At 55.6% G+C, this 12,675-nt stretch carries 10 protein-coding genes; 3 read left to right on the top strand and 7 right to left on the bottom strand.

The window, feature by feature from the left end; genetic code table 11:
* Positions 1 to 97 precede the first annotated feature (97 nt).
* Positions 98 to 2,575, bottom strand: coding sequence for a glycoside hydrolase family 3 C-terminal domain-containing protein (locus KTE_RS45150; RefSeq protein ID WP_201393854.1), 2,478 nt, complete (start codon positions 2,573 to 2,575; stop codon positions 98 to 100).
* 168 nt (positions 2,576 to 2,743) lie between these two features.
* On the opposite strand from KTE_RS45150, the gene KTE_RS45155 reads away from it, so the two are divergent.
* The gene (locus KTE_RS45155) at positions 2,744 to 3,712 is read left to right on the top strand and encodes a glycoside hydrolase family 43 protein (protein ID WP_201393857.1); all 969 of its coding nucleotides are present in this window, start codon (positions 2,744 to 2,746) and stop codon (positions 3,710 to 3,712) included.
* Between the two features lie 129 nt (positions 3,713 to 3,841).
* On the opposite strand, the gene KTE_RS45160 is transcribed toward KTE_RS45155, so the two are convergent.
* The 5 genes from KTE_RS45160 to KTE_RS45180 all read right to left on the bottom strand — a co-directional run bounded on the left by KTE_RS45160 (position 3,842) and on the right by KTE_RS45180 (position 7,940).
* Positions 3,842 to 4,492 carry an iron reductase gene (locus tag KTE_RS45160; RefSeq protein ID WP_236601015.1) on the bottom strand — a complete coding sequence of 217 codons (651 nt, stop codon included), beginning with the start codon at positions 4,490 to 4,492 and terminating at the stop codon, positions 3,842 to 3,844.
* Positions 4,489 to 5,442, bottom strand: coding sequence for an FAD:protein FMN transferase (locus KTE_RS45165; protein WP_201393859.1), 954 nt, complete (start codon positions 5,440 to 5,442; stop codon positions 4,489 to 4,491). The genes KTE_RS45160 and KTE_RS45165 overlap by 4 nt, the downstream gene beginning before the upstream one ends.
* Complete coding sequence (locus KTE_RS45170; RefSeq protein WP_201393861.1) at positions 5,423 to 5,890, bottom strand: hypothetical protein; 468 nt, start codon at positions 5,888 to 5,890, stop codon at positions 5,423 to 5,425. Before KTE_RS45170 ends, KTE_RS45165 begins: the two co-directional genes overlap by 20 nt.
* Positions 5,891 to 5,928: 38 nt before the next feature.
* Positions 5,929 to 6,894, bottom strand: coding sequence for a S1C family serine protease (locus tag KTE_RS45175; protein ID WP_201393863.1), 966 nt, complete (start codon positions 6,892 to 6,894; stop codon positions 5,929 to 5,931).
* 293 nt (positions 6,895 to 7,187) lie between these two features.
* Positions 7,188 to 7,940, bottom strand: a complete 753-nt coding sequence (locus KTE_RS45180; RefSeq protein WP_201393865.1) for a glycosyltransferase family 2 protein — start codon at positions 7,938 to 7,940, stop codon at positions 7,188 to 7,190.
* 187 nt (positions 7,941 to 8,127) lie between these two features.
* Here KTE_RS45180 and kynU point away from each other — a divergent pair, with 187 nt between their 5' ends.
* Positions 8,128 to 9,399: a kynureninase gene (kynU, locus tag KTE_RS45185; protein WP_236601016.1), complete on the top strand. Its 1,272-nt coding sequence runs from the start codon at positions 8,128 to 8,130 to the stop codon at positions 9,397 to 9,399.
* 252 nt (positions 9,400 to 9,651) lie between these two features.
* A complete protein-coding gene (locus KTE_RS45190) occupies positions 9,652 to 12,297 on the top strand; it encodes a DUF4012 domain-containing protein (protein ID WP_201393867.1) in 2,646 nt (881 codons plus the stop codon).
* Here the strand turns inward: KTE_RS45190 and KTE_RS45195 are convergent.
* Positions 12,205 to 12,558 (bottom strand): GIY-YIG nuclease family protein, encoded by a 354-nt coding sequence (locus KTE_RS45195; RefSeq protein ID WP_201393869.1) that lies wholly within the window; start codon positions 12,556 to 12,558, stop codon positions 12,205 to 12,207. The genes KTE_RS45190 and KTE_RS45195 overlap by 93 nt on opposite strands.
* Positions 12,559 to 12,675: the final 117 nt, after the last annotated feature.

Here is a 12,675-nt window from a genome sequence, read left to right on the forward strand (position 1 = left end):
TCAGCCACTTGCAGAACAAGAGAAAAAAAGAATTTGGGGCTGGTTCGTGGGGCAGAGGCCATGCAAGCATGGCCCCTACAACCTGCCAGGCGCTGTGTTATAGCCAGCGGCTGGTTTCGGTTAGCTCGAAGATGGTGGTGCCACGGATATCCTGGGAGGATGCGCCGACCAGGACCTCGAAGGTGCCAGCCTCGGCCACCCATTGATGCGCTTTGTCATCGAAGTAGGCCAGGGCTTCGCGCCCGATCTCCAGGGTGACAGTCTGCGTCTCGCCGGGGTTGAGATCGACCTTGGCGAAGGCCTTGAGCTCCTTCTCGGGACGGTGCAGGCTCGCCTTGATATCGCGCACATAGAGCTGCACGATCTCTTTACCGGCTCGCTCGCCTGTATTGGTGATGTCCAGCGAGACCTGGAGGCTGGCGTTGGCGCCTATCGCCCCGGCACTTGCCTTCAGTGGACCATAGGCGAAGCTGGTGTAAGAGAGGCCGTAGCCAAATGGGAAGAGGGGTGTGACCTTCTTTTTATCGTAATAGCGATAGCCAACGAAGAGTCCCTCGCCATAATGTACTTTCCCGTTCTCGCCGGGATAGTTGATATAGGCAGGGTTGTCCTCCAGGCGTACGGGGAAGGTCTGTGCCAGCTTGCCCGAGGGATTCACATCGCCAAAGAGGACATCAGCGATGGCGTTGCCGCACTCCTGACCCGGATACCAGGCCTGCACGACTGCCGCGACCTTCTCTAGCCAGGGCATGGCGTTGGGCGTACCCGCGTTGAGCACCACGATGGTATTGGGGTTGGCTTCCGCGACCCGCGCAATCAACTCATTCTGTTCGCCTGGCAGCTCCATAGCGGCACGGTCAAAGCCCTCGCTCTCCCACTCGCCATTTAAGCCCGCGAACACTAGCGCGATGTCGGCCTGAGCGGCCAGGGCGGCGGCTCGCCCAATCATGTCTTCGGGAAGTGGTGGCAGGCAGCCCAGACGTACGGCAGACGCCATGGTGCTCGCGCTTTTGCCAAATTCAAGCACGAGATCATACGCCTGCCCCGCCTGCATCTCCATACGCTGTCGTACTTCGGTGCTCCCCATGCCAAAATAGCTGTCGCCGGGCGTCGGGCTGGTCCAATTATCAATGACTTCCTCTCCATCAATGAAGAGGCGGCTCAAACCCGCGCTGACGAGACTGAAGGTATAGGTACCGGTCGCCTGGGCCACGAAGCGCCCCGTAGCGCGCACGGCGAAGCGCTGGGGATCGATGCCCTCGGGCAGCGGGCCAAACCACATACGCTCGCTTGTCTCAAGCTGCTCTTGCTGGACAGGTGTGCCCTCCGGCGTTGCTGTGTTGAAATATGCTAGCGAGAAAGCATGCTCGGCCCCTTCCTCATTAACGAGGAACTGAGTATCAAGGAGAGGTAGCAGCTTGTGGCTGGCGCAGCCCTGCTCGTAGCCAATCTCTATCCCCTCGCCCAGTTTGGCGAGGACGCCTTCGAAGGGCGAGACCCGGTAGTGTGGATTGACCTGGGCGCTCCCGCCGCCCATAATCTGGGCATCTTTGGCGTTTGGCCCGATAATAGCGATGGAGCGTAGCGTCTCGCGCTGGAGCGGTAGCGCATTCTGCTCATTCTTCAGCAGGACCATGCCCTCGGCGGCTGCCTTGCGAATCAGGGCGCGGTGCTCGGGCAGGTCAATCGCCTGCTCTGGCTCCTCCTCGGGCTGCGCGAACTTTCCGGTCTTCTCCAGCAAGTTTAGGAGCCGGAGGACGCTCTTATCGATGGTTTCTTCCGTGACTTCGCCATCCTTGACGGCCTGGAGCAGTTTCTCGCCGCGCCACAGCCCGGGACCCGGCATCTCCAGGTCGAGGCCCGCGTTCACGGAGGCGGCGGTGCTCTTGACCGACATAAACCAGTCGGACATCACTACGCCATCAAAACCCCACTCATCGCGCAGGATGCTTTGCAGGAGTTCTGGATGCTCGCTGGCAGCGACACCATTGACGAGGTTGTAGGAGGCCATGACGGCCCAGGTGTTGGCCTCACGAACGGCGGCCTCAAAGGGAGGAAGATAGATCTCGCGTAGCGTGCGCTCATCAACCTCGGTGCTGATGCTGTAGCGCTCGAACTCTGACTCGTTACCGGCATAGTGTTTGACGGTTGCGCCGACGCCCTGGCTCTGGATGCCGCGAATGTAGGCCACAGCCATCCTGGCTGTGAGGTAAGGGTCCTCGGAGAAGCTCTCAAAATTACGTCCGCCAATGGGAGTGCGGTGGATATTTACCGTGGGAGCCAGCAGGACGCGTGCTCCCTTGCTCTTTGTCTCCTGGGCCAGCGCCTGCCCAACGCGTTCGACAAGGGCGGTATCCCAGGTTGCCGCGAGATTGGCCCCGCAAGGGAAGCAGGCGGCGGTGACGCCTCCCTGCATGGAGCCACCCCGGGCGCCGTTAGGACCATCGCTCACTTTTAACGCGGGGATGCTCAGTCGATCATTGACAATGGTATGCCACATATCGGCGCCAGCGAGCATGGCGACCTTCTCCTGGAGCGTCATTTGCTGAAGCAGGTTCTCTGTGGTCTCTGGCATATTTTTATCCCTTTCGATAATATGTATAGATACTCGTATATTGTATCGCGTTTTGGCGCGGGTTTGTAGGTGGTAAGTGATATGAGGAAGGTTGTAAAGCTCCTCAAAAACCCCACTCGATGTATGCTACAATTAGCCAATAGAAGAAAAATTTAGAGGATACTATTTGTGGATATACACTATACCAATCCTGTCTGGCAGGGAGATATGCCAGATCCCTTCGTGCTGAAGTGGGAGGGCCAGTATTATGCCTTTGGCACCGGTGGTCAGAAACGCGAGGCGAACGGCAATATTTTTCCGGTCCTGCGCTCGAATGACCTCGTGCACTGGCAGGCCTGTGGAGGCGCGCTGATACCGCCTCCCGCCGAGCTGGGAGACGACTTCTGGGCTCCAGAGGTTGCCTATGATGGAGGGAAATTCTACCTCTATTACTCGATTGGCAAAGGGCTGCGCCACCAACTGCGCGTGGCGACGAGTGAGTCTCCTGTGGGGCCATATCAAGATACAGGTATGCCCCTGGTCGATCCGCGAATCCAACCTTTCTGTATTGATGCTCACCCTTTTCGTGACGACGACGGCCAGTGGTATCTCTTCTATGCTCGCGACTTTCTCGATACCGAGCATGGCTATCACCAGGGGACCGCACTGGTCATGGATCGTTTAGCGACGATGACGCGCCTGGCTGGCGAGGAGACAACCGTCTTGCGCGCACGCCATGACTGGACGCTCTTCGAGGCTCAGCGCTCTATGCCCCACTACGGTATCACTGCCGATTGGCACACCCTGGAGGGCCCCTGTGTACGCAAGCACGCTGGCCGCTACTACTGCTTCTATAGCGGCTCCAGCTTTATGACCGAGAACTACGGGGTAGATTACGCTATCAGCAGCAGCGTGCGCGGTCCCTATACGGGCGAGGGCAGCGAGGCGCGCGTGCTGCGTAGGGTGCAAGGAAAGGTACGTGGCCCTGGACATCACTCAATTGTGCTAGGTCCCGATGGACGGACGGAGTATATCGTGTATCACGCCTGGGATGCGCAGATGCAGGTGCGCCAGATGTGCATTGATCGCCTGCTGTGGACCTCCGAAGGCCCCCGCTGCGCTGGCCCCTCGGTTGATCTCCAGCAGATCGCGCTCTAAGCAGAAATAGGCTCTCAGGGGTAAGTATAAGGGATGGGTGTATGGCGCGGGCGATTCCTCCGCGCCACATACCCATCCCTTATACCTACAGGCGAGCTTGCGAGCCGAGACGATAGAGGATGGATACTTTCATGGTTGATGGATAGCCACGCCCCGGGTCGGGAGCGAGCGTTCCTTTTGTTGCGACATGGCGGGAGTATCTTGTGTGGTAGTGGCTCTATGCTTTAGCGCGCGTTTGCTCTTTTTCTTGCCCGCAAGAATGCGGCGAGAGAGGAGGGGAGTTACCAGGAGAAAGCTGGCAACATAGATGCCCATAGCCCAGGTGACGTGCGTGTCGCTACCGGTCATGATGCCATGGACGCCCGCGAGCACGAAGATGGCCAGTGTGAGGACGTGCAGGCGCTTCCACCATGTATAACCAATGCGAGGGCGGAGCAAGGTGCTCAGGCCAATCGCCAGGCCAAGGTATAGGCCAATGATCCCCAGGGCCATCCAGAGCGGGCGATAATGACTGGCGAATGGAAGCAAGATCTCGCGCCAGCCGAAGTGGGTAAAGGGATCGACCCACACGGCCGCGATATGAATGCCCAGGAAGGTTGTGCTGAGTAACGTGAGAAAGTTATGTAGTTCACTATTGATCAAGCGCGGCCAGTGGGTGCGTGACTGCACCTGTGTAGAGAGCGCGAGTCCCACAAACACTGCCAGCGTGAGCAGTATATAGGAAGTGAAGCCTCCGGCCCGGGCGACGTCCCAGGTAATGTCTTGCCAGATGACGTTCATTGTTCCTCACCCTTCATAAGTGCTTTGGGCCATGGCTCAATGGTCTCCCATGTCCCATCCTCGCGCACGAAGAGGCCCGCGATACGATGAGCGCGCAGGAAGGCTGCACCTTGCTCAACCCCAAGAATAAAGGCGACTTTGGCCGCGACCTCGGCCTGCTCGCAACGGTCGGCCGCGACGGTTACCGACCAGAGATCGTTCCAGGCGGGTAGACCCGTGTGTGGATGGAGCAGATGATGATAGCGTGTCTGGCCCTGCTGCCAATGACGGCGCGCGATGCCCGAGGTGGCAAGGGCGCCCGCCCGCAACGGAATGGTCCAGGACTCTTCGTGCCCAGGAATGGCAATCGGCCACTGGCTCTCCCCAGGAGGTAGTCCCAGCACCGCCAGGTCGCCACCTGCATTCACCAAAGCGTAGGAGATGCCCTCTCTCTGGAGAAGATGTAGCGCGGCATCAACCGCCATGCCTTTGGCGATCCCGCCAAAATCCAGCTTACAACCCAGGGGTATGGTGATACGCCGCTCGGCCCGGTCGACCTGGATCGCTCGCCAGCATCCCCCCGGAATCCCCCCTATCTCAGGTTTATCCTGCCGAGGCGCGATAGCCTCAAAGGTGCGATCATATCCCAGGTGTATTAGCTGTTCCAACAAGGTTGGATCATAGAACCCCTCTGTCGCGTGGGCCGCTGTCAGGGCCGTCTCCAGCGTGTTTAAGAGCAGCTCGCTGACAATGGTAGGTACCCCTGGCTGCCGGTTCAGTTGGGAAAGCTCACTCTCGGGCAGGAAACGGCTTAGTGTGCTTTCCCAGACGTTGAAGAGCGCGCGCACCAGTTGTTCTCCCGCCTCTGCCTGTTCTATAGGCAGTAGGAGGGAGATGGTGGTTCCCATCGCCTTGAACTCGCGGCGTCCCATACCCAGAGGATCTCGATAGTCAGGAGGCGCGGGAGTCACTGACGGGACCCTGGGGGCTATAGCTGGGCGCGTTATTGACGACTGCTGGTGGTCTGTAGTTTGCGCCTCCCTGGGTATAGGCTGGCGCACTGGTGGCCGTTGGGGTAGCGGTACTGGTTCCCTGTAAGGCATCTTGCGATCCAAGGTTATTTCCTCCCTGCTGCTGGAAAAAACTATTGCTCTTCTGAGATGTAGTTGTGGTGGGTGTCACGTGTTTGGCGGTTGATGATGAGTTCGTTGGCTTAGCCGCTGTCTGGAATTGAGGATAGGCGATTAGGCCACCAACGATACCAAAGGTGGCAAGTGAGGCAATAACGGTTCCTCGCTTAAAGATGTTTGCCAGTGCCAGTGCCCGCGCCTTGAGCATTGGTTTAGCAGGCGAGGCCGGGGCTTTTGCCTGGGGGCGAGCCGCTTTTGTTTTAGCTAAGTTGAATAACTGTGTTTCCATGAGAGGCTACTTTCTTACTTGTTTGCTGTATCTTCCAACTACGCGGTTTGCTGCAAGATCTGGTGGATGACGCTTTGCACGACGCTGGCAGGAATGGCGTAGCTGATGCCGTTGGCGGTTGTGTTCGATTCTGTATTGATGGCGGCCAGGGTGGGAATGCCAATGACTTTCCCCTGCATGTCTACAAGGGCACCCCCGCTATTGCCTGGATTTAAGGCCACGTCAGTCTGGATTGCCTGAGAGATCGTCACTGCGGTGGATTCGGAGACGCTGCGGTTCAAGGCGCTTACAATGCCTTGCGAGGCCGTTTCTGTAAGACCTAAGGGATTACCTATGGCGATGACATCCTGTCCAACTTTGAGTTTTGTAGAGTCGCCGAATTGAGCGATGATCATATGCGCAAAAGGCGCGATGCGCACGACTGCCAGATCATGCGAGGCGTCGGTTCCGATTAACTGTGCCTGTTCTGTTGAGCCATTGCTCAAGACAGCCTCAATCTGCTGGCCGCCATCGATAACGTGATTATTGGTGACGATATCGCCTTGCGCGTCAAAGATGATGCCTGAGCCAAGCTGCTCGCCCTGAGAGGTTGTTACCTTTAATTCGACGACCGCTGGCTCAACACTGCTAATAACGCTCTCCGCCTGTGTGGTACCTGATGTAGTGCTGGATGACGAGGCTGCTGAACCGGTCGTAGATGTAGTGCTTTGCGCAGGTGTGTGAACAAATTGCCAGCCTGCGAAGAGACCCACGCCGAAGACAAGCAGGAGTACAAGCATGAGGAAGGCTAAGGCTACGCCGCCTGTTCTTTTTTGACGTGTCTCTGGCCTTTTCTTCTGCTCCGGCTCCACAGGATATTCAGGTATTTGAGCCTGATTATGCTGGAATTGGCCCGGTACTAGTTGTTGATCAGTATATGTGTTTGACATTATAAATGGTGTTGAAGGAATGGTATGAAGAGGCGAAACATCCTCATAGTGTATATATTCTTCTCGCTGTGACATATTTCTAGTCTCCTGCTCTTTGACTAACACCGGCACTATTCGTTCGACGTTATTATTGGCCAGTGTAGTCTTTTTCTATGAGAAAAACATTGTAAGTGTATGAGAGAAATTTCATATGCCCTTTCGAGAAGGAAGAGTGATAATAATTTTTAGGCTTTGTCATATCTTTAGTGTACTCTTTCTTCTTGAAAGGACAATTTATATATATGTTTTATGTGTATTGCTAGACAATACATTTGCATCAGGAACTTCCGCGTTAATTGTAGAGCCTATGCTGGCATGGACTTCTCCGGCTAGGCCTGGCGCGGGAGTGGTAGTTCTGCCTGGCTGCTTACAAGGGCTTGCTTCTCCTGGTGCCACTTGCGTGTGTAGGTGATGAGTTCGCGGAAGGCATGCAGAATAACACTGAGTTTGGCGCCCGTGGCTTGTCCACCGCGTCGGGGCAGGTGGAGCACGCCAATCTCATGATAGCTGTATCCCGCTTGCTTCAACTTGTAGAGGAGTTCTGCGTTGATCATGGCGCCCCGGGTCTCTAAGGGATGCGTATGCAGGAACTCGGTGTGTAAGAGTTTAAAGGCGCAATCGATATCTCGGACATGGATGTCGAGAAACCAGCCAATGAGGCACTTCCAGCCCCAGGCATTGAGGCGGCGCATTGCCGAGTCCTGGCGCTCCAGGCGATAGCCGATGACCGCGTCATACCGCTCAATGGCGCCGAAGAATTGCTGTAACTCGCGAATATCAAATTGTCCATCGGAGTCCATAAAAAAGGTCAATTCCTTCGTCGCGGCCTGAAAGCCACTGACCAGGGCGGCTCCATAGCCTTGATTGGTTGGATGGGTGACCAGGCGAAGCTGTGGTAGGTCCCTGGCGCGTTCTGCAACGATGGCGCCAGTCCGATCCGCGCTACCATCATTCACCACGATAATCTCAGCGTCCAGCCGCCATTGTTGCAGAACGCGCCAGACGTCCAGGATAGTATTACCAATAACCTGCTCTTCGTTATAGGCTGGCAGAATGACCGAGAGGCTATGTTTCTTTATCACTTCTGGCTGTTTCCTTTCATCTCAGTTCGTCCTCGGTGGATCTTCTGTATATTAGAGTAGCAAGGTTTTATGTGAGTTCTATTGGAAGAAGATGAGAGATATCTCATGCTTGCAGACTTGTACGATTGGCTGACTTGACGTGATATAGTGTGGAGAAAGCAAACCTGTACTGAACAAAGGAATACCAATGATGGCTATACCGCTAAGTGCCGACTATGCCTCGATGCTTGATGCGCAAGATCGGCTGGCTCATTTCCGGGAGCGCTTTGTCGTTCCTGACCCTGAGCTTATTTATATGGATGGCAACTCTCTGGGACGCCTCCCCAAAGCCACACAGGCCTATGCCCAGGAGCTTATCGAGGCGCAATGGGGGACGCGCTTAATTCGCGGATGGAATGAAGGCTGGTTCACGGCGCCGGAGCGTATTGGTGCGAAGATCGCGCGCCTGATCGGAGCACAACCAGATGAAGTCATTGTGGCAGACTCCACCTCGGTCAATCTCTTCAAGCTGGTGGTCGCTGCTCTGCGGGTGCAGCGGGGACGAACGCGCCTGGTGACGGATGATTTAAACTTCCCCTCGGACCTCTATGTACTCCAGGGGGCCATTGAGCTTCTGGAGAAGGGGCATCGCCTCGATATCATTTCTTCGCCTGATGGCATCCATGGTCCCGCCGCCGAGATCCAGGGCTCACTTGATGAGCAGGTCGCCCTGCTGACGTTATCGCACACGGTCTTCAAGAGTGGCTACCTTTACGACATGGCCGAGTTAACCCGGGCCGCCCATAGTGTGGGCTCACTGGTACTCTGGGACTTGAGTCACTCCGTGGGCGCGGTCCCGGTTGACCTGAATGCTGCCCGGGTTGACCTGGCAATCGGTTGCACCTATAAGTATTTGAATGGAGGCCCCGGCGCTCCCGCCTTCCTCTACATGCGTCGCGAGCTACAGGAGCGCCTCGGCAATCCCATCTCTGGCTGGATGGGCCAGAGAGACCTGTTTAATTTTGCCCTGGACTACAAACCCGCCATGGGCCTACGCCAGTTTTTAACGGGGACGCCCCCTATCCTCTCGCTCTCGCTCATCGAGCCGGGCGTTGATGTGCTGCTAGAGGCTGGCCTGGACGCGCTACGCGCCAAGTCTGAGCAACAAAGCGAGTATTTGATACAACTATGGGAAGCCATGCTCAAGCCAGAGGGTTTTGTCCTCAATTCGCCACGAGAGGTCCAGCAGCGTGGCTCGCATGTCTCGCTTGGCCACCAGGAAGGTCTGCGCATCGATATGGCGCTCATCAACGACATGCAGGTGCTACCCGACTTCCGCGCACCCGACAATATCCGCCTGGGCCTGGCCCCTCTCTATACCTCCTTTAGCGACATCCATACAACCGTCACGCGCCTCCACCGGGTCGTAGCAGACAAGCTCTATGAGCAATACCCACACGAAGTCCCAATCGTCACCTAAACAAATATAGTGGTTGGAAGGTGGTTGGGTGGTTGGGCGCACGCGCCCAACCACCCAACCACCTTCCAACACACTATTGATCTCTGAGAGCCACAGGAGCGAAAACATAGCCAATTAGGTTAAAAAAGATGCTTATCTCATCCTCAAACGATAAAACTAAATAGAGGGTAATATATTTAGCTCAAGATAAACGTTTTGCATTGAACATTTCTCTTTCTCTATATATGTGTTCTGCTTTATTTGGAGGCTTTTATGTCTAAACCGCCGGGTGCAAACAAGCTCTTCCGTTCGCCTATTCCTGGCAGTGAGGCAAGCAAACATACGGGTGCCCTTGCTCATGAGGACAGCAGCGAAATTGGTACCCAACCCGTTCCAGCTATGCCGACTGAAACACCTTCGCATCCTTCTTCTGGTGACCTGGCGGATCGACCAACGATGCAAGCTCCGGCTGTTCAACCTGCAAGTGGAGTATTATATCAGCAGAATCCTGTCTCGCAGGCAGGGATAGGAGGATATAACCCCATGCCTGCGCCATTTCCTGTCTCACAGTCAGGGATAGGCTACGGACCAGGTCCCGCCCAACCGCCCGTTACACCACGCCCCCAGGCCCTGGCTGGACAGAGTGGCAATCTGAACAATATGCAGCGACCGCCTGCTGTCGCAAATGCGTCGCGCCCCAATGGGTTTGTCAAAGCACGCAGGAAATACTCCAACCTATCAACGCGTGCCAAAATTGTGATCCTGGCCATGCTTGCGCTCTTACTCTTACCCTCAGTGTTTATTGTGCTTGAGAGTGTGAACGCCTTTGCCCTGTATAGCCAGGCCGATAGCGCCATTAAACACCTGGAGGCGGCCCAAAACGTCTTTAGTGGCGGAGGGAATAGCCATGGCAACCTGGCGCGTTACTTCGATGTGAAAAAGCTCCGCCAGGTTCAGGTAGAGATCAACGCGGCACATAGCGACCTGGTCAGGCTGCGGGATGAGCTGGACCAGGATGGAAATGTGGCCATGCTTGCTAATATGGTGCCTGCCCAGGTGGGGACTGCTCGTTCCCTGGCACACATTGGGGTCGACGCTACCGAGATTGGCCAGATAGCGCTTCAATCCGCCATCAAAATGGCTCCCACACTCTCGCAAGCCTTCAATAATCCCCTCAATAGCGGGAGTAAGAATACCGAGGAGAGCACAGCCCCCTTAAAGCCGTATCTTACATCGAATAATGTCGATGAGATATTTGCGGATATAAACCTCATCATTCCGCATGTCCATGCGATGAATATGCAGGCCCGAGGTCTCTCTCTCAACACCTTACCGTTGAGTAGCAAACAGAGTAATCTTGTAGGCTCGCTCCTGAAGCTCCTGCCCGCGGCTGAAGTCGGCCTGAACCAGACAATGGGAATGAAGAGCGAGATTAGCTGGTTGCTTGGCGCGGACCAACCGCGCACCTTTCTGGTGGAACCCATGGATCGCGCGGAACTGCGAGCCACGGGAGGCTTTACGGGTCAGTTCGGCGAGCTCTCAATTAATGGTGGACATATGTCCCCGCTGAAGCTGAAGAATATTGCCCAGTTTGAAGAGAATATTACAGGTGAAGGTGCCGCGCCGCCAGATCCGAAAGTCTATGGCAAAGTGGTAGATCAGTCAGCGCCAGATCCCGATAATTGGTGGCCTGTGGGTAACTTTGGTATGCGAGATGCTAACCTTTCCGCCGACTTCCCGACATCCGCGCGCCTGATTATGGACCGCTATAATTACGAGTTTGAGAAAAAGCTTGATGGCGTTATTATCTTTACGCCTGCCCTGATTGAACACGTCTTACATGTGACCGGCCCCATCCATATTGCAGCCTATAACGAGACCATTACCGAGCAGAATCTTGAGGCGCGGCTGCATTACTATCAACTAGATAACGCTGGAATTCGCCGGGAAGAGATTATTGAAAAGGTGGAAGACCCACAGCAGGCGCGCAAGCTCTTTACCCAGCAGGTAACCAAAACCCTGATGGATACAGCTCAGCACCTGCCATATGATAAGGTGCTGTCTCTGGTGAATGAGATGTTTCTCGCGACGAAAACCAAGGATCTACAGATCTACTTCACCAATCCCAAAGTCAATGCCCTGATCACCAAATATGGTGCAATCGCTTCGCTGGATCGCTCGACCCAGCATGATGGCCTGGCTATCGTGCAATCTAACCTGAGCGCCAGCAAGGCATCGCAATATGTAACTACATCGATAAAAGATGCGATTAGCCTCGATGCCTCGGGTGGGGCAACCCATCAAGTCGTGATGACGTTGAATTACCAAAAGAAGGGCGATGTCTATGGCATGAGTACGTATCGCGATTATGTGCGCGTGTATGTCCCACCCTCTAGCCAACTCATTTCGAGCTACGGTTTCGAGGCGAGCTATGGTTATGCGCATCCCTCGCGTGGATACTGTGGCTATGGCGCGGGCTATCAGGCATGTGGACAGGATGTATACGGTGATGGCACTCTCGTCTGCACAACGGCTCCCGTTGATACTGACTCCACTTCGTTTCGCGACTATGGCCCGGGTCTTCATATGCCAGTCCCGGCCATCGGTCAGCTAACTAATCAAGAGAGCGATGAGCCTGGACGTGCTATGTTTGGGGGATGGGTGGTTGTGCCGCCCAATTGTAGTATCAAGGTGACGCTCTCGTGGTATGTACCCCCTAGCCATACCTATAGCCTGCTTTTCCAGCCGCAGGCGAGCGTGCATCCACAGCTAGACTTGACGGTTAAGTCAGCCCAGAAGGCCTGTGCGGGTAGTAAGCCCTCCGACTTACACTTCGCCGGGACCATGGATGGGCAGGATCGCACCTTTACCTTGCAGACCGGGCAGTCCGGTGGTGGTTGCGCTCTGAGGATGTCCTGAGGCTTGCGCGATCAGTTTGAGCTTCTGCTGACGCGAGAGGCACTTGATCTGATATTCAGCTCGGAGTGCCTCGCTCTTGCCTGGAAACGTCCAGCTGGCGAGGAGAGTCACGGGCCGATGCGCGCGTGTGTAGTGCCCACCTTTCCCCGCGTTATGCGTGGCGATCCGCCGCTGGAGGTTGTTGGTGTAGCCTGTGTAGAGCGTGCCGTCCGCGCATCTAAGAATGTAGACATAGTGCGTCTCGTCGCTTGTCTCTGGCATGCCTTATCCTATCTTGCATGACTTCTCGCGCCTGCGGCGCTCGCTATGATAAATGGTATGATGCAAGTTGGCGGCCTGTGGCCGCCAACTTGCATCATACCATTTATCATACCTTTT

The sequence above is a fragment of the Ktedonobacter sp. SOSP1-85 genome (genome assembly GCF_016587415.1).
In the GTDB taxonomy this organism is placed as follows: domain Bacteria; phylum Chloroflexota; class Ktedonobacteria; order Ktedonobacterales; family Ktedonobacteraceae; genus Ktedonobacter.

Bases quoted from the DNA above. Each gene is read 5' to 3' on its own strand.
- KTE_RS45150 (WP_201393854.1), bottom strand. From the start codon at position 2,575: ATGCCAGAGACCACAGAGAACCTGCTTCAGCAAATGACGCTCCAGGAG.
- KTE_RS45160 (WP_236601015.1), bottom strand. From the start codon at position 4,492: ATGAACGTCATCTGGCAAGACATTACCTGGGACGTCGCCCGGGCCGGA.
- KTE_RS45170 (WP_201393861.1), bottom strand. From the start codon at position 5,890: ATGGAAACACAGTTATTCAACTTAGCTAAAACAAAAGCGGCTCGCCCC.
- KTE_RS45175 (WP_201393863.1), bottom strand. From the start codon at position 6,894: ATGTCACAGCGAGAAGAATATATACACTATGAGGATGTTTCGCCTCTT.
- kynU (WP_236601016.1), top strand. From the start codon at position 8,128: ATGATGGCTATACCGCTAAGTGCCGACTATGCCTCGATGCTTGATGCG.
- KTE_RS45190 (WP_201393867.1), top strand. From the start codon at position 9,652: ATGTCTAAACCGCCGGGTGCAAACAAGCTCTTCCGTTCGCCTATTCCT.
- KTE_RS45195 (WP_201393869.1), bottom strand. From the start codon at position 12,558: ATGCCAGAGACAAGCGACGAGACGCACTATGTCTACATTCTTAGATGC.